A 21,923-nucleotide genomic window follows, 5' to 3' on the forward strand; every position below is an offset into this window, starting at 1 on the left:
TTGAAGAAGCGAATCATCATCGGATTAATTTCGGGAACAGTTCTCATATGGGCAAGTGTTCTTACCGTTTTTTTTCTGACTTCGAATGCGAAGGTGTTAGATAGCAGGGAGCATGGTTTTACTAGGTCCATCCATACTGAAGGCAAAAGCTTGAATGATCAAATAGCCGCTGATTTTTTTGAAAGAAACATAGAAGTGGACAATGAGATACGAACGATCATTGGAGAAAAAACATTGACGAAAGACTGGGTCAACGATGTTCGTGAAGATGGAAAACTTAGTATCGACACCCTCCTTAATTCTCTTGAATTAAATGATACCGACAATAGTTAGGGTGAAGAGCATCTGCATAAAGCAGATGCTCTTTTATTGTTCATAGGGCAGGTGTTTCATTTGACTTCGTGTTATGATAAAATAATGAGCTGCAATTCGAAAATAAAGGAGTCAAAGCCCATGATTTACCTAGATAATAGTGCCACAACTCATCCACACTACGAAGTGTTGGAGAGTTTTCAAAAGGTCGCAGACCAATATTTTGCCAATCCCTCATCCGTTCATCGTTTCGGGAGTGAAGCTGAACGTCTATTGGATCGGTCGAGGAAACAAGCGGCCCAGCTTTTGAGCGTCGATCCTCAGGAAGTGGTTTTCACATCCGGGGGGACCGAAGGAAATAACATGGCAATCAAAGGGATTGCGCTTCAACATCAAAATAGAGGGAAACATTTAATTACGACTCTGATTGAACATCCTTCTGTGATGGAAGCATTCAAGGCACTGGAAACATTGGGTTTTGAAGTCACTTATATAAATGTTGATCAGAACGGGGAAGTTAATCCCGAAGATATTCAGAAAGCGTTAAGAGACGATACGATTCTTGTCAGCGTGATGAGTGTGAACAATGAGCTTGGTACCATTCAGCCCGTTCAAAAAATCGGGGAATTGCTTAAAGCTTATCCTAAAGTATTCTTTCATGTTGATCATGTTCAAGGGTTGGGAAAAATAGAGCTTTCCGTTAAAGAGTGGGGCATTGACCTTTGTACCCTTTCCGGGCATAAAATTCATGGATTGAAAGGGACCGGGGCTCTACTCATGCAAAAGCACGTGCGTGTTTTTCCTCTGTTGCATGGAGGAAGCCAAGAAGCAGAGGTCAGAGCGGGAACAGAAAACCTACCTGGAACGGTAGCGTTTGTAAAAGCCCTGCGGCTGCTTCATGAAGATCACAAACAAAAAGTTAACCACTTACGTAGAATGAGAACAATACTATGGGAAGGGCTTATGCTTCGAGACTATTGTAAAATCAATTCACCGGAGGACGGGGCCCCTCATATAATAAATTTTTCCATTCCAGGATATAAACCCGAAGTCATTATTCACGCCCTAGGGGAAGAAGGGATTTTCATTTCCACCAAATCTGCCTGTTCTTCCAAACAGCCGGACGTGAGTGCTGTACTCAAGGCGTGTAACTTGGATTATGAGCGGACGACTTCTGCTTTACGCGTTAGTCTTTCTACAACGAATGAAAAAGAAGAAATCGATCTGTTTTTGAAAAAATTAGATCAAACAGTTGAAAACTTACAAGCGACGATGGGGTGAGCATAATGAATTTCGATCGGATTATGATTCGGTACGGTGAAATGGCGTTGAAAGGGAAAAATAGACGTGCATTTGAACAAAAACTGCAAAGCAATATTGCCATAAAGCTGAGAAAATATCCAAATACAACGATAAAGAAAACTCAAGGGCGCATGTTTGTCCTGCTGAATGGGGAAAAACCTCATGAAGTAATGAAAGAATGCCAGGAAGTATTCGGTATCCACAGCCTTAGTTTCGCTGTGATGGTGGAAAAAGAAGAAGAGAAAATGAAAGAAGCTGTGATGCTGGCATTTCATGACGCAAGGAATGCTCGCACGTTCAAAATATCATCAAAGCGTACGGACAAAACTTTCCCTATTCCTTCACAGGAGCTCAACCCATTATTAGGTGGACATATCCTCCGTCAAACGGAAGATGTAAAGGTTGATGTGCATAATCCAGATGTAGAAATAAAAGTAGAAGTTCGTCATGAAGGATGTTATGTTACGGCACAAGATTACCCAGGAGCGGGTGGTCTGCCGGTTGGTACGACAGGGAAAAGTTTGTTGATGCTTTCAGGCGGAATCGATAGTCCAGTCGCAGGTTATCTGACAATGAAACGCGGGGTTGAAATCGAAGCGATTCATTTTCATTCACCTCCATACACAAGCGAACGGGCGAAACAGAAAGTCATCGATCTTGCTCAAGCTCTATCCAAGTTCGGTTCGAAAGTGAAAATTCACGTCATTCCATTTACGGCAATCCAGCAAAAAATTCATCGTGAAATGCCAGAAGGTTACAGCATGACAATCATGCGCCGAATGATGATGCGAATTAGTGAACAAGTTGCCGCTGGAAATGAACTTCTCTCCATTACTACAGGTGAAAGCTTAGGACAAGTAGCCAGTCAGACGATGGAAAGCATGAATACCATCAATGAGGTTACCAATTACCCAATTATCAGACCGCTTGTTTCTATGGACAAAATAGAGATTATCGATATTTCCCGGAAAATTAGAACGTATGATATTTCCATCCGCCCTTTTGAAGATTGTTGTACAGTTTTTGTGCCGAAAGCACCTAAGACGAAACCTACACGAAAAAATGCCAATTATTATGAATCTAATTCAGATTTCACCCGTGATATTGAAAAAGCATTGGGAGAATCCTATATCGTTGAAGTCTCCCCGGATCGACAATCGGGTCAACAAGACGACGAATTTGATGATTTACTGTAAATCATTTATCCTCTGGCCTCAAAGGCCAGGGGTTTTTTATTGTCTAGGAAATAATTAAATCTTAAGCTGTAGATCAATCGGTCAAAACTTGAACATTTCGCTGAAGCCCAGACACTTCTGTTTGCTCTTTCAATGGCTTGTACTTCAATTCTGTCCACATATAGATTATGGTATAGATAAAAGGAAGAAAGAGGGAGTGTTAAAAGTGAAGCTCTGGTATGGTGGAAAAATATATACGATGAAAAAAGAAGGAGAATGGGTGGAAGCGATTGTGACTTCCGAGGGAAAGGTGAAAGCAGTTGGCGATACACAGCTTTTATATCAAACCTACAAAGATCAAATCACAGAAGAACACGATTTAAAAGGGGCTGTCATGTATCCTGGATTTACGGATAGTCATTTACACATCATCGGCCATGGGGAACGCCTAATGAGGCTTGATCTTTCGTTTATGAAGTCTGCAGAAGAAGTGAAACAGGCGTTACAACAACATGCAGAACAATTGCCGCCTGGAGAATGGATCATTGGTGATGGTTGGAATGAAAATCAATGGGAAGAAAAACGCATCATACATAAAGATGAGCTTGATGAAATTTCTTCCGAACACCCGATGATGCTGACAAGGGTATGCCGACATGCCTTACTAGCCAACACAAAAGCTATGAACATGGCTGGAATTAAGAAAAGCACCCCAGACCCGCAGGGAGGGGTAATTGTAAGAGACGATCAAGGAGAAGCGACTGGATACTTCCATGATCAGGCACAGGAACTTATTAAAGGTGCCATGCCTGAAGTTACGCCTGAGTATCTAAGAAAAGCCACGGACTTAGCTGTTAAGGATATGCATTCTTTTGGTCTTGTAGGCGGCCATAGTGAAGACTTGAATTATTATGGTGGTTTCAGAAAAACGTACGACGCTTTTCTGCATGTCATTGATGGTAAGGAAACAAAATTCCGGGCCCACCTTCTCATTCACCACGGTGTGATTGAACAGGTGGATCAAGAAGGGCTGGGGTTCAAAAAAGGGACCAATTTTGTAGAATTAGGGGCGTTGAAAATTTTCTCTGATGGAGCGTTAGGCGGAAGGACGGCATGGCTTAAAGATGCGTATGCAGATGATCCGGAAAACCATGGAGTGGCCATCCACACGAATGAAGAGCTTGATCAACTTGTGAAAGAAGCAAGAAAAAGAGACATGCCAGTGGCTGTACACGCCATTGGTGACGGAGCTGTAGAAGCGGTGGCGAACGCCATTGCGTCCAATCCTCTTAAGAATGGAGAACGTGACCGTATTATTCATGCGCAAATTCTAAGTCCTGCGTTAATTCACCAATTGCAGCGCTTAAATATCGTTTTGGATATTCAGCCAACATTTGTTGCTTCTGACTTTCCGTGGGTCATTGAACGCCTGGGAAACTTAAGACTGAAGAACTCCTACTCCTGGAAAACGCTGCTGGATGCAGGAATTAAGTGTGCGGGAGGATCGGATGCCCCTATAGAGGAAATCAACCCTCTGCTTGGCATACGGGCAGCCGTAGACAGAAGGGCATCTTATGATCACGCCGTTTATCAAGCGGAAGAGAAGCTTACCGTTTATGAAGCCATTTCTCTTTATACGAAAGGGAGTGCTCAAGCGATCCACAAGGAGAATGAACAAGGGATGATTCAGGAAGGGTTCCTTGCTGACTTTACAGTATTAGATAGGGATCTTTTTGCCCTGAAATCTCATGAACTAGCAGACGCGACGGTTACTATGACCGTTGTAGACGAAGAAATCGTCTACCAACGCTCATGACCTCTGATCATTAACGGTTATTCAACAAACTAGCAGGATTGTTGAAGACTCGATTTCGAAATGTTCCCGGGGTTCGTTGTCTGGTTGAGCGTCAGGAGTGGTTGGGAAGCTACTCGCTTTCCTGTGGGGGAGTGGCAAGCTTCCTCGGACTTCGTCCTGCGGGATACCGCCTATCTCCTTCTCCCACGGGAGTCTCGCAGCTTCCAAACCACCCCATTCCATGAAGATGAGAAACGAACCCCTTTCCTGTGGGAGAGTGCCTTCCACTAGCGGGTATAATAAGCATAAAGAGCTCTATAACAAGCTTTTTGCATGAAGAATAGCGTCCTTATGTGTTCATCCCCTCGATTACCGTGTGCATAAAAGCAGCTTATTCCAGAAGTGTTTTCGAGATACTAATATGGCAAAGGGGTGGAGGGGAATGGCGGGACTCCTGCGGGAAAAAAGTGCATGGTGAGACCCCACAGGATGCAGTCCAAGGAGGCTCACCGCGCTCCCGCGGAAAGCGAGCCATTCCCCGAAGCCCTATCCACTTAATAAAAGTCTCGAAACCGACTCTTCCACGATCGGGAGCTTATCTTATAGTATCGATATTCTTAAATTAAATAAGGAACTTCCGATGTGTTGGAAGTTCCTTTTTAGGTTTCAGAGAATTTTATAGGAACGTACGTTTTACGCGGTCCCAGTACGTATTGTTTTTAAGTTTAACAGTCTTTATGACGTTTTCACTGAGGTTGATCGTGACGTCGTGAATGTTACGAACGGAAAAGGCTTCGTTATCCATGCCAATAATCGGATGGTCATTTCCATCTTGGCGGACTTTGAGTTTTAATGACCGTTCTCCGCTTAAAATAAAGGAAGAGCCGAGTGTACGGTAGCGGTTATTGTTAAGTGAAGCAAGCTCACTGATCTGGAAACACGGAAGTTTCGGATCCACGACCGCACCGTTGATGGATTTATTGTAAGCGGTGCTCCCAGTAGGGGTGGCAATAATTAAGCCGTCTCCACGGAAAGTTTCAAAATGCAAGTCATCGATGTGGACATCAATGACGATTGACTTGATCAACGTCGAGCGGACACTGCATTCATTAAGGCACATGAAGGTGGATTCATTATTGATCGTTGTTTCAATGACTGGGAAGCGGCGTACTTCAACTTCAGAATTCTTCATCGCATCGATCATTTCATCATGATCATCGATGTCAAAGTCACAGTAAAGACCTGCTTCATGCCCGGTTCGGATCCCTACATACAGGCAGTCTTGACGGAAACCCGTCTTACGAACAGCTTGCAAGAAGGTGCCATCTCCGCCTACAGCGATAATGATGTTAGCATCTGTGGAATCTTCAACGATATGAAAATCGTTGTCACGAGCGAGTTGGAATAAGGACTCTAATTTATCATTTAATTCTTCCGTTTGTTGATAAAAAAAGTATAAATTTCTTCGTTGGTCGTTCATCTAGCATCCTCCTCTTATGTATAGCTTGATGTCATTTTATCATTTCATCTTTGAAACCGCACACAATTTTCAAACAAATCGGGAAAGTTTAACATTGTTGAATTGAGGGGTGGAATTCGATATGGTGGAGATAGATGAAAACGTAAACGAAGGTTGGCGCATCATGTTTGATTCAAACAGCTGCGCCAATTTCTTTTGAGATGGTTCTATTAAGTATACCAAGTGAGAGAGCATGATTTTATTTTAAGGAGAATGATTATGAAGCAGGAACGAGTGGAAAAACTATTTCAATGGATTGATGATACTTCAACGGTCATATCCGAAGACTTGAATATCACCTATTTAGAAGCGATCGCAGAAACGATGGATGTCCTATTCAATGGACAACCTTTTGATGACATGGGAGATTCTTTGCAGACCTTTCTGACGAATGAACTGGTTAAAGTGAAAAAAGAAGAATTTGAAAAAGAAGAAATACGAAAAGCTGTTCAACTTGCCATTCTAAAGGGCATGAAAGGAGCCACTCAGCAGCAACATTTGATCACGCCGGATTCAGTGGCCATGTTCATGGGTTATCTAGCTTCCAAATTGTTTGAAGGAAAAGAAAGCTTGAAACTCTTCGATCCAGCTTCGGGAAGCGGGAATTTAATTACTTCCGTCATGAACCAGCTGGATATGTCGCTGCAAGCGTATGCCAGTGAAGTAGACCCTACGCTCATTCAGCTTGCCGTAGCGAATGCCAATCTGCAAAAAAATGAAATTGAATTCTTCCACCAGGACAGTCTGGCCCCTTTCTTAATGGAGCCTGTCGATTTTGTACTGGCTGATCTTCCTGTTGGTTATTATCCGGATGACGCTCAAGCAGCAAGATATAAGCTGAAAGCGGACGAAGGCTTGTCCTATGCCCATCATCTGTTTATTGAGCAGGGATTGAATTATACAAAAGAAGGCGGCTTCCTTATGTTCATTGTGCCGAACTTCCTTTTTGAGAGTGAGCAGTCTAAGGCGCTGAATGCATTCTTGCGTGAACATGCTCACATCGTTGGGATGCTTCAACTTTCTGATAGCTTATTCAAAGATGAAAAGCACGGAAAGAGCATTTTGATTTTACAAAAGAAAGGCCAAGAGACGAAGGCGCCGAAGCAAGCGTTATTAGCCAAGCTTCCTTCCTTCAAGAATCCGAATGGGATGGCGGATATTCTTACCCAGATGAACCAATGGTTTGATGAATATAAAAGAACGCAATTGTGAGAAAATAACGAATATAACAAGTAAACGTTATCATCGGTTAACGACCTTGAAATCGTTGAAAACGGGTGATTAAATGGTAGTGGTAGAAAATTACGAACCTAAATTCTAAGGGGATGAGCAACGTTGAGTAATAAAATTCTTGCTATAAATGCAGGTAGTTCATCACTGAAATTCCAACTGATTGAAATGCCTGAAGAAACTGTAATTACCAAAGGTCTAGTAGAGCGTATCGGCTTGAATGATGCTGTATTTACAATTGAAGTAAATGATGAAAAAGATGAAACCGTAACAGATATCCCTGATCATGGAGAAGCTGTAAAAATGCTTCTTGATAAATTGACAGCGAACGGAATCATCGATTCACTGGATGAGATCAATGGTGTGGGACACCGTGTTGTCCACGGAGGCGAGCGTTTCAGCGAGTCTGTACTCATCACGGATGAAGTGATCAAAGAAATTGAGGAAGTATCCGATTTGGCTCCATTGCATAACCCTGCAAACTTGACTGGAATCAACGCTTTCCGTGAAGTACTTCCGAACGTACCTCACGTAGCTGTATTTGATACGGCATTCCACCAGTCCATGCCGGAACAGTCTTACCTATACAGCCTGCCATATGAGTACTATGAAGAATATGGGATCCGTAAGTATGGTTTCCATGGTACTTCTCACAAGTATGTTTCTGAACGTGCAGCAGAGATGCTGGGGCGCCCGGTAGAAGAGCTTCGCCTCCTATCCTGCCACCTAGGAAACGGTGCTAGTATTGCAGCTATTGAAGGCGGCAAATCCATCGATACATCTATGGGCTTCACACCACTAGCCGGGGTTACTATGGGGACTCGCTCTGGTAACATCGATCCTGCATTGATTCCATTCATCATGGAAAAAACAGGCAAAACAGCGAATGAAGTCATGAATGTATTGAACAAAGAAAGTGGTATGCTTGCTCTTTCTGGTTTCTCCAGTGACTTGAGAGATATCGAAAAGCGTGCAGAAGAAGGAGACGAGCGTGCGGAGCTCGCTCTTGAAGTCTTTTCCGCACGTATCCACAAATATATCGGTTCTTACGCTGCGCGTATGCACGGCATCGACGGAATTATTTTCACTGCCGGTGTCGGTGAGAATAGTGTTACTATGCGTGAACGTGTGTTGAAAGGCCTTGAGTTCATGGGCGTTTATTGGGACCCTGCTCTTAACAAAGTTCGTGGAAAAGAAGCCTTTGTAAACTACCCTCACTCCCCTGTGAAGGTCATGATTATTCCAACAAACGAAGAAGTCATGATTGCTCGTGACACGGTTGAAAAAGGACTATAATAGAAAAAGCAATCGTACCCTAGGTGCGATTGCTTTTTTTTGAGCTTTCAGTCTACAATATATGGTAAGGAACAAAGACGAGGAGGGAGCGCTTTGTCACACCAACGCATATGTACGGAGTTAAAGACATGGTTAGAGCAATACCAGCAGTATCAGCCGAATGATTTTGAAATGGTTTATGATCATTGGGTTCAACAAAATTTGATGAATGTGGATCCTCAAGTGAAAAAAGCATTTTTCTCAAAATTAGATGCCTGGTTCTTCCATACGCATGCTTTTTTACAAGGAACCTCCTATCAATATGAGGCTAGAGAACGAATACTAACGGTGGGAAGAATTTTTTCTAATCAGATTGAAAAAATCGAAGATATGGAGAAAGAGTTGACCGTAGAACAGTTGACCTACATAGCCGAGCAGCAGATGGCTCGGGGGAGACTTTATTCCTTTGCCCAGGGTGGCTTGACAGGAGCAGGTGGCTGGCTTTTCCTAGGGATGGATTACCCTCTGATGATGTTAATGAACCTAAGAGCCATTCAACTGATTGGTTTGACATTTGGTCATGAGATGAACCATCCTTACGAAATGATGATCTCCCTCAAAGTTTTCCATGCCGCTACCTTACCGAAAAGACTGAAAGCGAGTGCTTGGAATGATTTAATTGAAGAAGTGGAGAAGAAAGAGCACCCCTATATTTTTGCAGGTGAGGACCAATTGACAGATGAAGGTTGGATGGAACAACCGATGAAACAATGTTTCAAATCCTTATTTATCCTCATGTTCAGAAAAAAGCTCATTCAAGGTTTACCATTCATCAGTATTGCGATAGGGGCTTATTCAAACTATCATTTAACAAAACAAGTGACAGAGTTCGCCATGAAGTTTTATCAATACCGTCATCTTATGAACAAGGAAGGAGCGTCTTGATTGACCGTAGAAGAACATAAAGCAAGGGCAAGTGATTCAATTTCCTGCCTTGTACTCACAGTGAGCGACACACGCACAGAAGAAACGGACAAAAGCGGTAAGCTAATGATCGATAAGCTTACAGATGAAGGGCACAAAGTGAGTGAATACCATATTGTGAAAGATGAACAAAGTCAAATTCGTGCCTATATGCAACGAGGAGTGGACGACCCAAAAATCGATGCGGTTTTAATAAACGGCGGTACAGGGATGGCTAAAAGGGATGTAACGATTGAAGTGATCGAAAAGGTGCTGGATAAAGAGATGCCTGGCTTCGGAGAGATCTTCAGAATGCTTAGCTACACAGAAGATATTGGATCTGCAGCTATCTTATCCCGGGCTATCGCTGGTGTATCCGGACGAACGGCTGTTTTCTCAACCCCGGGTTCTTCTGGTGCTGTCACACTTGCGATGGATCGATTAATTCTTCCTGAACTTCGACACATTGTTGGAGAACTGAATAAAGACAAATAAAAGAGCCCCGAAACAGGGCTCTTTTATTTGTCTTGGCTTTCTTCCGTGTCATCCGGTCGAACAACAAGCACATCGCAGGTAGCGTATCTTGTTATGTGTTCGGACACACTACCGATAAAGAAACGTTCCATTGCATTTAAACCAGTTGCACCACAGATGATAAGGTCAGCATTATATTTCGGAGCGACATCTTTAGCAATTTTAACTTTTGGAGATCCGTATTCAACATCAACAACTACATTCTTCACACCGGCTTTTTCTGCTTTTTCCTGGTAGTCATTTAATAATTCGGTCGCATATTGTTCGGCACGGATCGCAAGGGATCGGTCATAAGCTTCTACGGTCGCAAAGGCTCTAGTATCCACCACGTGAGCTAAAACCAACTTCGCCTCATTCCGGTTCGCAATGTCAATGGCTTTATTAAATGCCACTTCTGCCGTAACGGAACCGTCGACCGCCACAACAATATCTTTGTATTCAAAAGTCATGCTGGATGCCTCCTCTCTTTTCTATATCTTTATTATATCATGCCTGTTTATTGGATAGACGCGCAAGTCGCGCATAATTTTAACAATTTTTCGAAAACTAAACAAGGGAGGTGTTTACATGAAGAAACCGAAGAATCCAATCGAAAGAGAAAAAGATATGGAACAGGAACAACAACTCATGCAGGCGATGAATGAAAGTTACCAATCTGGAAGTAAAAAAGAAGATTCACGTTAATAAAAGCCCCAACAGCCTTAAGCTGTTGGGGCAATGAAATTATTATTTTTTTATAAAAATAGGGTAAACCGTAAAGATGACCAAGAATGTTAAGAACCCTGGAGACCATTCATCCGGAAGAAGGAAATAAAGCAGGCTCCCTGCCATAATCGCTCCCATAGCTAAGCTGTTCACATAGCGTGGCTTCGTCAATAGAGTCAAATCTTCTTCACTCAAATAGTTTCTTTTTACAATGAGGTAATCACTGCAGATAACAGCTGATATCGGAATGATCAACCCGCCGAGCAAAGAGATAAATGATTCTGCTTCATTTACAAGGGCAGGGAAACCACTAAGGCACACACCTACTGAGCCGAATGTAATGGCAGCTTGAACTCTAGAAAGTTTTGGGAAGGTATTCAAAAGGCTGAATCCCCCTGTATAAGCATTACTTACATTAATGCTGATCATGGAAATGATGGCTGTCCCTGTAATAATCGCTATAAGAAGCGGGGAATTTGTCAAGTCCGTGGAGGATACATAAGGGTTAATATCGTGAAACAGATAGGCGGATGCACACCCGATAACCGCTGTAATAAAGAAGCCGATTCCATTACCAATGAGTAATCCATAAAACCCTTGAGAAGGGGATTTTGCATACCTTGTCATATCCGCTGATGCGCTTACGCCTGATACATATTGAACAAAAGCAAGGCTTGCAAAAAAGAACATGGAGGAGAATGACCCTTCCAAGCCTCCATTTTGAAGCACCATCAGTGAATCAGGTGTTTGATTTGTAGTAAAGTAAACATACAAGATCGTTGCTTCACCCAGGAGCAATAAAGGTAAAAAATAGCTCATGGCTTGTTTTACCGCATTAAAACCAACGATCGCAAGTGTAACCATGAGAATAGAAAGTGGTATAGAATAGACCCAAAACGGGAGATCTATACCTGTTAAACGTAAGATCAGTTGTTGGATGACATAAGTGCCGCCGATGGTTTGTACACTGAACCAATAGAGCGAAGTGAGGGTTCGGATCGGTGCAGATAAAAAACGGGTTCCATTTACTCCAAGAATTGTACGAAGTGCATATTGAGCCGGGATGCCAAGTCTAGCACCTGGCAAGGATAAAAAGGATACAAGTAAGAAGCCGAGGAGTGCTCCGATACTCGTGGAGATGACTCCTGTCCAGAAGGAAAGTCCTCCTTCCAAGACAGCCAATGCGGGAACGAGGAAGTTCCCTGCATTCGCAGCTATGGCAATCTGTATGAAAGCAAAGCGGTACCAGGGTGTATCCCGTCTGTCGACAGGGACAGCTTCTAAACCATACTGTTCGATCACATGTTTCCGTGGTGCATAAGCTTTCAAAACGTTCACGTCCTTTCTGACCCAATCATTGTACAGAAAGGTGACTCATGTGTAAATGAAAATAGAGACTCAAGGAGGTTTGGAAAGATGAGACATGCACTGATTACAGCTGGCACCAAGGGGCTTGGGAGGAAAGTAGCCGAGCATATGCTGAAACAAAATCATTCCATTACCGTTACATATAGAAATGACGAGGCTAAAGCCCTCTCTTTACTTGATGATTTTCCAGATGACCATGACAGAATTCAAATCATACAGGCTGATGTGACAGTGAAAGAAGATATTCATCGCCTTACAGAAAAAACATTGAAGCGCTTTGGCAGGGTGGATTATTTAATTAATAATGCCGGGCCTTATATCTTTGAACGAAAAAAACTGATGGACTACACAGAAGAGGAATGGAACTCGATGATCCGAGGAAACCTTGATGCTGTTTTTTACCTTATGAAAGCCACTGTTCCTCATATGAGAAAGCAAAATTTCGGCAGAATCATTAATTATGGATTCCAAGGAGCTCAATCTGCTTCAGGGTGGATCTATCGTTCTGCTTTTGCTGCAGCCAAAGTTGGGCTTGTTTCCTTAACTAAAACCATTGCTTATGAAGAAGCAGAATATGGAATCACATCAAATATGATATGTCCGGGAAACATAATAGGAGAGTGGAAGGAATCTTGCATTGAGGTGAGCAGAAAAAGCAAAGATGAAGAAACCCCGATTGGAAGGCCAGGAACGGGGGAAGATGTAGCACGAACCATTGATTTTTTATGTCAAGAAGACTCGGATATGATTACAGGTACGATTTATGAAGTCACCGGGGGATTGGACGTTATTCACAGACACCGGTAATGGAAAAGGTAAGGATCAAATTTTGGAGTATCTTCATTACATGTAAAAGGTTTGGTACAATGAAAGGGCTTTCTTAAATCTTTGGTTGACTTGAATGACAAGCACTATGAGAAGAAGCAATATTCATAAGTGGAACAAGGAGGTTGGATTGCGGTGAAAATAGGAGTACCAAAAGAAGTGAAAAATAATGAAAATCGTATAGCGATGACGCCTGCAGGAGTGGTCAGCTTAACCAATGCAGGACATGAAGTGTTTGTAGAAACACATGCGGGATTAGGTTCAGGATTCACCGATGATCAGTACAGAGAAGCAGGTGCTACAATCGTTGAGTCAGCTCAGAAAGCATGGAGTCAGGAAATGGTCATGAAAGTGAAAGAACCGGTTCCAGAAGAGTACGACTATTTTTATGAAGGCTTAATCTTATTTACTTACTTACACTTAGCGCCGGAATCTGAATTGACTAAAGCACTCGTAAATAAGAAAGTGATTTCAATTGCCTATGAAACCGTACAACTACCGAACGGATCATTACCGCTTTTAACACCTATGAGTGAAGTAGCAGGAAGAATGGCTTCACAAATTGGTGCTCAATACCTTGAAAAATCAAAAGGCGGAAAAGGAATTCTTTTAGGGGGCATTCCTGGTGTACGTCGCGGGAGAGTCACAGTGATCGGCGGTGGGGTTGTAGGAACGAATGCAGCTAAAATCGCCATGGGTCTGGGAGCAGATGTCACCATTATTGACCTCAACCCTGAGCGTCTGCGTCAACTTGATGATATTTTTGGTTCTGATATCAACACGTTGATGTCAAACCCGCTTAATATTCAAGAGGCCTTGGAAGAGTCTGACCTTGTCATAGGAGCCGTACTTATACCAGGAGCTAAAGCGCCAAGCCTTGTTACAGAAGATATGGTCAAATCGATGAAAGAAGGATCTGTCATTGTGGATGTAGCCATCGACCAGGGAGGCATTTTCGAAACGACCGACCGAATCACCACTCATGATGATCCCACTTATGAAAAGCATGGGGTGCTTCACTATGCGGTAGCAAACATGCCGGGAGCCGTCCCGAGAACGTCCACGATCGGGTTAACGAATGTAACAATTCCTTACGCTCTTCAGTTAGCGAATAAGGGGTATGTGAGGGCCTGTCAAGAAAACGAGGCACTCTATAAAGGTCTCAACACGCTTGACGGACATGTGACCTACAAAGCGGTCGCCGAGGCTCAAGGTCTTGAATATACAGAGGCTAAGCAACTTTTTAATAAATAATGATTTATAAAAAGAGCGCGGACTCCACGTCCACGCTCTTTTCATATTCATGATACCATTCTTACACAATATGGTTGGATTGTGTAAGACTTGATTTCGAGATGTTACGGGGTTCGTCACTCAACAAAAGTATTGAAGAGTTTTCAAGAATAGGGAGCATTTGTGGAATATTGATCGCTAACGTCTTTCTTTTAAGCCGATTTGCTATGGTTTTGGTTTGTATCTTTTATGTCTGCATCCTTCTGTTTTCTGAAGATGGTTGCAATGATGGGACCGGAAATGTTGTGCCAAACACTGAAAATGGCACTTGGCACAGCTGCGAGCGGGTTGAAGTGCACAGCTGCAAGAGACGCTCCGAGACCAGAATTTTGCATGCCAACCTCAATGGAAATGGCTCGTTGTTTTGCCGGCTCCATGTTAAACAACTTCCCTAAACCATAGCCAGCTAAGTAACCGAGGAGGTTATGGACGACGACGATTGCGAATATAGCTGCCCCTGTCTCGGCAATTTGAGATTGATTGACACTCACGACTGCAGCTACGATGGCTACGATACTAATAACCGATACAAGTGGGAGGGCCTTGACCGTTGCTTGTACTTTATTCTTGAAAATGGCTTGGACAATAAGCCCTAGAAGAATCGGAATAAGAACGACCTTAACGATGGATACAAATAGGTCTCCTGCTGAAACCGGAAGCCATTGGCTTGCAAATACCCAAACGAGTAAAGGGGTGAAAAGAGGCGCCAACAGAGTTGATACAGCTGTAATAGAAACGGAAAGAGCCGTGTCACCTTTGGAGAGATAAGTCATTACGTTGGAAGAAGTTCCGCCTGGACAACATCCCACTAGAATGACACCTATCGCTACTTCTGTCGATACGGGCAGGATGGTCACTAGGAGAAAAGCGAGAAGCGGCATAAGCGTAAACTGTGCCCCCACCCCGATGGCTACATCTTTCGGTCTTTTGAAAACCTCCTGGAAGTCTTGTTTAGATAGAGTCAATCCCATCCCAAACATGATAATTCCTAATAAGGGAACAATATATGGGGCAATCCATGTGAATCCTCCTGGAAGATAAAAAGATAAGGCCGCAAAAAGGAGGACCCAGACAGCGAAAGTGCTGCCTGCAAATTGACTTACTTTTTCTAATGTTTTCATCTGTTTCAACTCCTTATGTAAAAGATATTTTCTGATTATACGCTCTTTTCAGAAAAAACAAAGGTTCAAAGAACAGAAAAAAATGAAAAAAATGAGATAAGGCCGAGGATTTGAGATTCTTTTGAATCCTGCGTAAAATAAAAAGAAAAAAGATGAAACCTTTTATAAATGCGGCACGTACATACAGGTACACAGGGTCACAGTTGAAGGAGAGGTGAAGATTTGGGTTTCTTTTCTAGATTGTTTTCAAAAAGTGAAAAACAGGCACCAGAAGTGAAAGAGCGAACACCGTTGAATATCCAAGTCGGTGACATTGTCACGTACGATCTTGTGGACTATGAAGTTGTTGGTAAGATTACGTATCGGGACGGTGGTTATGAGTGGTTTTCTTATCAGCTATTGGAAGGTGATCAAACGAAATGGCTCGCTGCTGAAATGGATGATGAGCTGGAACTAGGGGTGTATGAGACGGTTAAACTCCCTGTTTCCCTGCCATTCCCTAAAAAACTCGAATACGAGGGTCAAACCTTCTTTAAAGATGAAGAAGGAGAAGCACGCGTAACGGGAGAAGGAAGAAGCAAAAACATCAATGGACGTACCTCTCGATATGCGGAGTATATTTCTGAAGATGAAGAAACATATCTAAGCCTTGAATCATGGGGCAGTGAAGTAGAAGTAAGTGTTGGGTATGACATCGAAGCATATGAAATCAAAATACTTGCAGGTTCAAAATAAGGAGGAAAAAATATGTTTAAATTTTTTAATCGTGTAAAAACAGTTGTAGGTTCTGAGTTGAACTCCATGTTGGATAAAGCAGAAGACCCTGTGAAAATGCTGGACCAATTCATGCGTGACATGGAGAACGACATCCGTGAAGCTGAAAGTGCGGTAGCGAAGCAGATTGCGAATGAAAAAATGTTGAAACGTAAATATGATGATTCTCAGGCTCTTGTAGATAAGCGTATGCAGCAGGCGGAAAAAGCCATTGAGGCTGGAAATGAAGATTTGGCTCGCCGCGCATTGGAAGATAAGAAGAACCATCAGGATCAAGCAGATCAATTCAAGGCTTCTTGGGAACGTGCCCAGCAGGATGCGAATAACCTTCGTCAGAAACTAGATGAAATGAAGAAGGAATATCAGGAAATGAAGTTGAAGAAAGATTCTTTGAAAGCACGTGCAGAGTCTGCGAAAACACGTACTAAAATGAACCGCACCATGTCTAACATTGGTGGGGATGAGTCACGACAAGGTTTTGAACGTATGGAAGAAAAAGTCATGCACTATGAAGCGGAAGCTGAAACAAGTGAGGATATGTCCTCACAGAGCCGCTCCTTAGACGACGAATTCGAAGATTTGGATAATAAAGATAGCGTGGACAGTGAGTTAGAAGAACTGAAGAAAAAGATGAACAAAGAATAATCTCTGGTCCAACATTCGTGCCTGGCCAAGTGGTCAGGCACGGCTATTTTATGGACTAGATAAATAACAAAGTCCGAGTCGTGGATGGATTGCCCGTAATAGTGACGGCATCCGGCTCTAGCGCTCAGTGCAGCCTGAGCCTTTGTCCTTTGGAAGGAGGATGTATGTTGAAAGATTATGCAGGGATCATAGTCGTAGGAATCATTGCCTTTTTCTTATTGTTCAATGTATTCGGCGGAAATGACCAAAGAGGAATGTCAGGTTCTTATACCGAAGATACATATGGTGAACTGCCCTCAGAGCCTGATCGGTCAGAGATTCTAAGTGGAATAGAAAATTCGGAAGCTAACGATATTGAATCACTGATTCAGGATCATTTCCCTCTATTGGATACGGTCAGATCCGATCAGGGCATCTCAAGAATTTATATGACAAAAGAATTGTCGTTAACCGAGGTGTCAGATTCTTTGACCTCAGTTATTCCCCCAGAAGAAATAAGTGAAAAGCAGGAAAATAAGCAAGCCCTCATTTATCCTGATCATTTTGTGATCCTCCAGGAAAGTACGGAGGAACCTGGGGTGATTACAATTGAACTTGCATCCGATGATTTTGTGAGGAATCATTATTCTCCCGGTTTCTTTAGTGGTTTATTTTTAGGATCTATTCTGAACCGTTCGTTGGGATCTAACGACTGGTATGATCGGCGAAGGGCGAATTGCCAACAAACAGGGAACTGTTATGGTGGATATGGGATGTATGGAAATTATAATTCAGGCGGAACCACTTCTATGAGAGGATCCTCGAACCGTGGTGGAGGACCTGGCACAGGAAAATAAAGGAGGTTATTATAATGGAACCATTTTTGGCTACGTTAGGCTATTTTGTGATGGCGATTGTGATTGTTGTTCTTGGATTGGTTATTTTCGAATGGTTAACTAGGCAGTATAAGGATTGGGAAGAGGTAAAGCAAGGGAACCAGGCCGTTGCAATGTCCATTGCAGGAAAAATCATCGGCATCTGTATTGTCCTGTCGTTTGCAATCTATCATAGTTTTACTGTATGGGATACGTTGATTTGGGGAGCGTACGGGGTTGTCCTTCAAATGATTGCCTACCTTTTATTTGAATTGTTCACACGTAAGTTTTCTGTTGAAACGAAATTGAAGGAAAATAACACAGCGGTTGGAATCATTACGATGGGGGTATCGATCGGTCTAGCCTTCGTTATTGGTGCGTCGATTACATAAGGCGTCAGAACAACTGAGAGAAGCCACTATGAACCATTCTCATAGTGGCTTTTTAACATACAAGTTTAAGTGGAGTGAACGAAAGTGGAAGCGAATATTAGAAAGAGTCATTTTATTTACTGGGCCTCAGGTATTGTCTCCATCTGCGGCATTATATTTGAAGTGTTATTTGGTGCGCTCGGATCGTACATTCTCGGTGATGGTGTAAAGCAGTACACGTTGACGATCAGCTTGTTCCTTACCGGGATGGGGATCGGGGCGAGTATAAGTGAGAAAGTAATGAAACAATTGATCGTCACGTTCATTTGGATTGAATTCATGGTCGCACTAATCGGAGGCTTTTCAAGCTTCACGATGTTTGGTATGACGGCTTTTGCTCCTTCAGGTACAGATGCACTGTTTCTATATCTAGTAACATTTACCATTGGGGCTCTGACCGGTATTGAGCTGCCGATTCTTATTAGAAAGGCGAATGAGATAGGTGTGGAGCTCAACAGAAGTACGGCCAGGGTGCTGTTTTCTGATTATGCCGGTGGGTTGATTGGAGGTCTTCTTTTTGCTTTCTATCTCAGACCACAAATGGGTATGGTGAAAAGCGCCTTTTTTGTTGCTTGTATTAATTTAGCTGTTGCTGTATTGGTCCTGTATTTATTCCGGTCTGAAATTAAGAGGTTCTCCGTTCATTTGACAGGGGCAGTCATCATTGGAACTCTTCTTATTGGTGGGCTGTTTTTCGGTGAAGAAATGGCCTTTTCTTTCGAACAGAAGCTATATAAAGATCCCATTATTCATATGGAAGAGAGTGCTTATCAACGGATCGTACTTACAAAGGAGCAGGGAGACACACGTCTATTCTTAAACGGATCCTTGCAGTTCAGTTCAACCGATGAACATCGGTATCATGAAACGCTTGTCCACCCACCCGTCGCCTTTTCTGTCAAACAAGACAATGTTCTTATTCTAGGCGGGGGAGATGGGATTGCGGCTAAGGAGTTATTAAAGTATCAGGAAATCAAAGAAATTACGCTCGTTGACCTTGATCCTGCTGTCACAAACCTTGCACGAACCAATTATCATCTGCTGCAAGTGAATAAGGGAGCGCTAGATGATCCAAGGGTTAACGTATTAAATAAAGACGCGTTCAAGTTTCTAGAGACTGCGGATCAATTTTATGATGTGATTATTATCGACCTTCCTGATCCGAATAACGAAAGTCTTAACAAACTCTATACGCGGGAATTTTATTCTTTAGTGAGAAACCATTTATCACCTGGAGGGGCAGTGATGATCCAGGCAACAAGTCCGCTTTTTGCGACAGAAGTGTACTGGACGATTGATAAAACGGTGGCCTCCACAGGACTGTACACAGAAAATTTCCATGTGGATGTTCCGAGTTTCGGAAATTGGGGATTCATTATGGCCGCAAGGGAACCGCTTGCGATCGAAGAGGTCCAATTTACTGTGGAAACTGAATTTCTGACAGAGGAAGTTTTTCAATCTATGACAGTGTTTGGAAAAGATGAAGATGGGGAAATCTTGAATGGAGAAGGCCAAGTGGTCAAGTTGGAACCCAATACCTTAATTAATCCACATCTCATTCAAAAGTATGAACAAGCTTGGCGAAACTATTGAATCAGCAAAGTTTAAAAGGAGTGTTATGGATGAAAGTTTCTTATCATGGTCATGCTGTTGTGAAGGTGGAAGCAAATGGAAAGACGATTCTTTTTGATCCGTTCATTTCGGACAACGGGAATACAGATCTGGATGCTGACCAAGTAAAAGCAGATGTGATTTTGCTCACTCATGGTCACAATGATCACGTTGGGGATACATTTGAGATTGCAAAAAGAAATGATGCACAAGTCATCGCTCCGTTCGAGTTAGCTACTTATCTTGGAAATAAAGGCCTGAACGCTCATCCTATGTATATCGGTGGAGGTCACGAATTCGATTTCGGACATGTAAAATTCACCCAAGCCTTTCATGGTTCTTCTTACCAGGAAGAGGATGGAACGATCGTGTATACAGGGATGCCTACAGGAATTTTACTAACGATTGATGGAAAGACCATTTATCACGCCGGAGACACCGGTTTATTCTCTGATATGAAGATGATTGGGGAACGTAATGATATTGACCTTGCTTTCCTTCCTATTGGCGACAATTTCACAATGGGGCCATCTGATGCGCTCGTCGCTGCTGAATGGCTCCAAGCGAAACAGGTCGTGCCTGTGCACTACAACACGTTTGATTTAATTGCTCAGGACGGAGATGCATTTGCTCAAGAAGTGAAACCAGGAAAAGGGCATGCATTAAAGCCGGGAGAATCTATTGACCTCTAAGAATAAGAGACTCAAAGCCGTTTGTCTACTCAGGGACAAACGGCTTTTTTTCTGAAACTTCAGGAAGAAATTGCGGATCATCTGTATCAACTGTATAATAACAATTAAAAGAATTTGGATTAGTACAGTTAGAAAGTTTGGTGGGCATATGGCAACAAAACACGAACAGATCCTGGAACACATTGAATCCCTGTCGGTCGGCAGCAAAATATCTGTCAGAAGAATAGCGAAAGCATTGAATGTCAGTGAAGGTACAGCCTACAGGGCCATCAAAGAAGCGGAGAACCAGGACCTTGTCAGCACGATGGAACGTGTCGGAACCATCAGAATTGAAAAGAAGAAAAAAGAGAACATAGAAAAATTGACGTTTGCTGAAATTGTGAATGTCGTCGATGGGCAAGTCCTTGGAGGACGCGAAGGTTTATATAAAACCCTAAGTAAATTCGTCATAGGTGCGATGAAGCTTGAAGCGATGATGCGTTATACGGAAGCGGGTTCTCTTCTTATTGTAGGAAACCGGACAAATGCTCATGAGCTTGCAGTGAAAGAAGGGGCGGCTGTTTTAATTACAGGTGGATTCGATACGAGTGAAGCGGTTAAAAAGCTGGCTGATGAAAAGAAGCTTCCCGTCATTTCTACCAGTTATGATACATTTACAGTCGCAACGATGATCAATAGAGCCATTTATGATCAATTAATTAAAAAAGAAATTGTACTTGTCGATGATATTTATACTTCTTATGAGGAATCAAAGTTCTTGCAATCATCGGATGCAGTTGCCAGGTGGCATGAATTTAACACAGCCACAGGGCATAGCCGCTATCCTGTCGTAGATCAGCAGAATCGTGTGGTTGGCATCGTCACTTCAAGAGATGTAATTGGAAAGGATAAAGAGACGCGGATTGAAAAAGTCATGACACGAAACCCGATGACCGTCCATGCCAAAACCTCCCTTGCGAACGCTGCCCATGTCATGGTTTGGGAAGGGATTGAACTAATGCCCGTTGTCGATCCTTCCCATAAACTTCAAGGGATCATTTCCCGTCAGGATGTGTTGAAAGCATTGCAGCATATCCAAAGGCAGCCTCAGGTAGGCGAAACAATTGATGATCTTGCGACAAATCGCATGGAAGTCATCGCAGAAGATGACTCAACCCCTGTTTGGCAAACGAAAGTAACACCTCAAATGACCAATCCACTTGGTACGATGTCCTATGGTGTTTTCATTTCGTTAATTACAGAAGCGTCGAGTCGATTATTAAGGAAGTATAAAAAAGGCGATCTTGTTGTTGAAAACATTTCTGTCTATTTCATTAAGCCCGTTCAAATCGAAAGTGATATAGAAGTGCGGCCTCAAATTCTTGAGGTCGGAAGGAAATTTGCAAAAGTAGACATCGAGGTTCACCATGAAAAATCTATCGTTGGAAAAGCTCTTCTCATGGCCCAGCTCATTGATCGATAAAAAAAGTCGCTGAACAACAGCGACTTTTTCTTAGACA

21 protein-coding genes are annotated in these 21,923 nt (G+C 42.7%); 17 read left to right on the forward strand and 4 right to left on the reverse strand.

Going from position 1 to position 21,923, the window contains the following annotated elements:
• The 4 genes from DYE48_RS14065 to DYE48_RS14080 all read left to right on the forward strand — a co-directional run bounded on the left by DYE48_RS14065 (position 1) and on the right by DYE48_RS14080 (position 4,605).
• The gene (locus DYE48_RS14065; protein ID WP_115824180.1) at positions 1 to 333 is read left to right on the forward strand and encodes a hypothetical protein; all 333 of its coding nucleotides are present in this window, start codon (positions 1 to 3) and stop codon (positions 331 to 333) included.
• Positions 334 to 453: 120 nt separating this feature from the next.
• On the forward strand, positions 454 to 1,593 hold the full coding sequence (locus tag DYE48_RS14070; RefSeq protein WP_115824181.1) for a cysteine desulfurase family protein: 1,140 nt from the start codon (positions 454 to 456) through the stop codon (positions 1,591 to 1,593).
• Between the two features lie 5 nt (positions 1,594 to 1,598).
• On the forward strand, positions 1,599 to 2,810 hold the full coding sequence (gene thiI, locus DYE48_RS14075) for a tRNA uracil 4-sulfurtransferase ThiI (RefSeq protein WP_115824182.1): 1,212 nt from the start codon (positions 1,599 to 1,601) through the stop codon (positions 2,808 to 2,810).
• Positions 2,811 to 3,015: 205 nt separating this feature from the next.
• Entirely contained in the window at positions 3,016 to 4,605 is a 1,590-nt protein-coding gene (locus tag DYE48_RS14080; RefSeq protein WP_115824224.1) for an amidohydrolase, read from the forward strand.
• A gap of 655 nt (positions 4,606 to 5,260) precedes the next feature.
• Here the strand turns inward: DYE48_RS14080 and DYE48_RS14095 are convergent.
• Positions 5,261 to 6,064, reverse strand: a complete 804-nt coding sequence (locus tag DYE48_RS14095; protein WP_115824185.1) for an NAD kinase — start codon at positions 6,062 to 6,064, stop codon at positions 5,261 to 5,263.
• 258 nt (positions 6,065 to 6,322) lie between these two features.
• Here DYE48_RS14095 and DYE48_RS14100 point away from each other — a divergent pair, with 258 nt between their 5' ends.
• The 4 genes from DYE48_RS14100 to DYE48_RS14115 all read left to right on the forward strand — a co-directional run bounded on the left by DYE48_RS14100 (position 6,323) and on the right by DYE48_RS14115 (position 10,066).
• Positions 6,323 to 7,315 carry a class I SAM-dependent methyltransferase gene (locus tag DYE48_RS14100; RefSeq protein ID WP_115824186.1) on the forward strand — a complete coding sequence of 331 codons (993 nt, stop codon included), beginning with the start codon at positions 6,323 to 6,325 and terminating at the stop codon, positions 7,313 to 7,315.
• A gap of 123 nt (positions 7,316 to 7,438) precedes the next feature.
• Entirely contained in the window at positions 7,439 to 8,629 is a 1,191-nt protein-coding gene (locus DYE48_RS14105) for an acetate kinase (RefSeq protein ID WP_089650520.1), read from the forward strand.
• 93 nt (positions 8,630 to 8,722) lie between these two features.
• Complete coding sequence (locus DYE48_RS14110) at positions 8,723 to 9,553, forward strand: EcsC family protein (protein WP_115824187.1); 831 nt, start codon at positions 8,723 to 8,725, stop codon at positions 9,551 to 9,553.
• Positions 9,554 to 10,066 carry a MogA/MoaB family molybdenum cofactor biosynthesis protein gene (locus tag DYE48_RS14115; protein ID WP_115824188.1) on the forward strand — a complete coding sequence of 171 codons (513 nt, stop codon included), beginning with the start codon at positions 9,554 to 9,556 and terminating at the stop codon, positions 10,064 to 10,066.
• 23 nt (positions 10,067 to 10,089) lie between these two features.
• On the opposite strand, the gene DYE48_RS14120 is transcribed toward DYE48_RS14115, so the two are convergent.
• Together DYE48_RS14120 and DYE48_RS14125 are read right to left on the reverse strand one after the other, a co-directional pair.
• A complete protein-coding gene (locus DYE48_RS14120; protein ID WP_089650523.1) occupies positions 10,090 to 10,554 on the reverse strand; it encodes a universal stress protein in 465 nt (154 codons plus the stop codon).
• A 277-nt stretch (positions 10,555 to 10,831) separates the two neighbouring features.
• Positions 10,832 to 12,139: a purine-cytosine permease family protein gene (locus tag DYE48_RS14125; protein WP_115824189.1), complete on the reverse strand. Its 1,308-nt coding sequence runs from the start codon at positions 12,137 to 12,139 to the stop codon at positions 10,832 to 10,834.
• A gap of 87 nt (positions 12,140 to 12,226) precedes the next feature.
• Here DYE48_RS14125 and DYE48_RS14130 point away from each other — a divergent pair, with 87 nt between their 5' ends.
• Both DYE48_RS14130 and ald read left to right on the forward strand, forming a co-directional pair.
• Positions 12,227 to 12,985 carry an SDR family oxidoreductase gene (locus DYE48_RS14130; protein WP_115824190.1) on the forward strand — a complete coding sequence of 253 codons (759 nt, stop codon included), beginning with the start codon at positions 12,227 to 12,229 and terminating at the stop codon, positions 12,983 to 12,985.
• A gap of 153 nt (positions 12,986 to 13,138) precedes the next feature.
• Complete coding sequence (gene ald / locus DYE48_RS14135) at positions 13,139 to 14,257, forward strand: alanine dehydrogenase (RefSeq protein WP_115824191.1); 1,119 nt, start codon at positions 13,139 to 13,141, stop codon at positions 14,255 to 14,257.
• Positions 14,258 to 14,448: 191 nt separating this feature from the next.
• On the opposite strand, the gene DYE48_RS14140 is transcribed toward ald, so the two are convergent.
• Positions 14,449 to 15,417, reverse strand: a complete 969-nt coding sequence (locus DYE48_RS14140; protein WP_115824192.1) for a bile acid:sodium symporter family protein — start codon at positions 15,415 to 15,417, stop codon at positions 14,449 to 14,451.
• A 222-nt stretch (positions 15,418 to 15,639) separates the two neighbouring features.
• Here DYE48_RS14140 and DYE48_RS14145 point away from each other — a divergent pair, with 222 nt between their 5' ends.
• The 7 genes from DYE48_RS14145 (at position 15,640) to DYE48_RS14175 (ending at position 21,886) form a co-directional block, all read left to right on the forward strand.
• Positions 15,640 to 16,152, forward strand: coding sequence for a DUF4178 domain-containing protein (locus DYE48_RS14145; protein ID WP_115824193.1), 513 nt, complete (start codon positions 15,640 to 15,642; stop codon positions 16,150 to 16,152).
• Between the two features lie 12 nt (positions 16,153 to 16,164).
• Positions 16,165 to 16,836 (forward strand): PspA/IM30 family protein, encoded by a 672-nt coding sequence (locus DYE48_RS14150; RefSeq protein WP_089650529.1) that lies wholly within the window; start codon positions 16,165 to 16,167, stop codon positions 16,834 to 16,836.
• A gap of 164 nt (positions 16,837 to 17,000) precedes the next feature.
• On the forward strand, positions 17,001 to 17,672 hold the full coding sequence (locus DYE48_RS14155) for a DUF4247 domain-containing protein (protein WP_244157014.1): 672 nt from the start codon (positions 17,001 to 17,003) through the stop codon (positions 17,670 to 17,672).
• A 14-nt stretch (positions 17,673 to 17,686) separates the two neighbouring features.
• Positions 17,687 to 18,082: a DUF350 domain-containing protein gene (locus DYE48_RS14160; RefSeq protein WP_115824194.1), complete on the forward strand. Its 396-nt coding sequence runs from the start codon at positions 17,687 to 17,689 to the stop codon at positions 18,080 to 18,082.
• 84 nt (positions 18,083 to 18,166) lie between these two features.
• On the forward strand, positions 18,167 to 19,714 hold the full coding sequence (locus DYE48_RS14165; RefSeq protein ID WP_115824195.1) for a polyamine aminopropyltransferase: 1,548 nt from the start codon (positions 18,167 to 18,169) through the stop codon (positions 19,712 to 19,714).
• Positions 19,715 to 19,743: 29 nt separating this feature from the next.
• Positions 19,744 to 20,424, forward strand: coding sequence for a metal-dependent hydrolase (locus DYE48_RS14170; RefSeq protein WP_089650532.1), 681 nt, complete (start codon positions 19,744 to 19,746; stop codon positions 20,422 to 20,424).
• 148 nt (positions 20,425 to 20,572) lie between these two features.
• A complete protein-coding gene (locus DYE48_RS14175) occupies positions 20,573 to 21,886 on the forward strand; it encodes a DRTGG domain-containing protein (protein ID WP_115824196.1) in 1,314 nt (437 codons plus the stop codon).
• The last annotated feature ends 37 nt before the right edge of the window (positions 21,887 to 21,923 follow it).

Source organism: Halobacillus trueperi (assembly GCF_003386945.1).
GTDB lineage: Bacteria > Bacillota > Bacilli > Bacillales > Halobacillaceae > Halobacillus > Halobacillus aidingensis.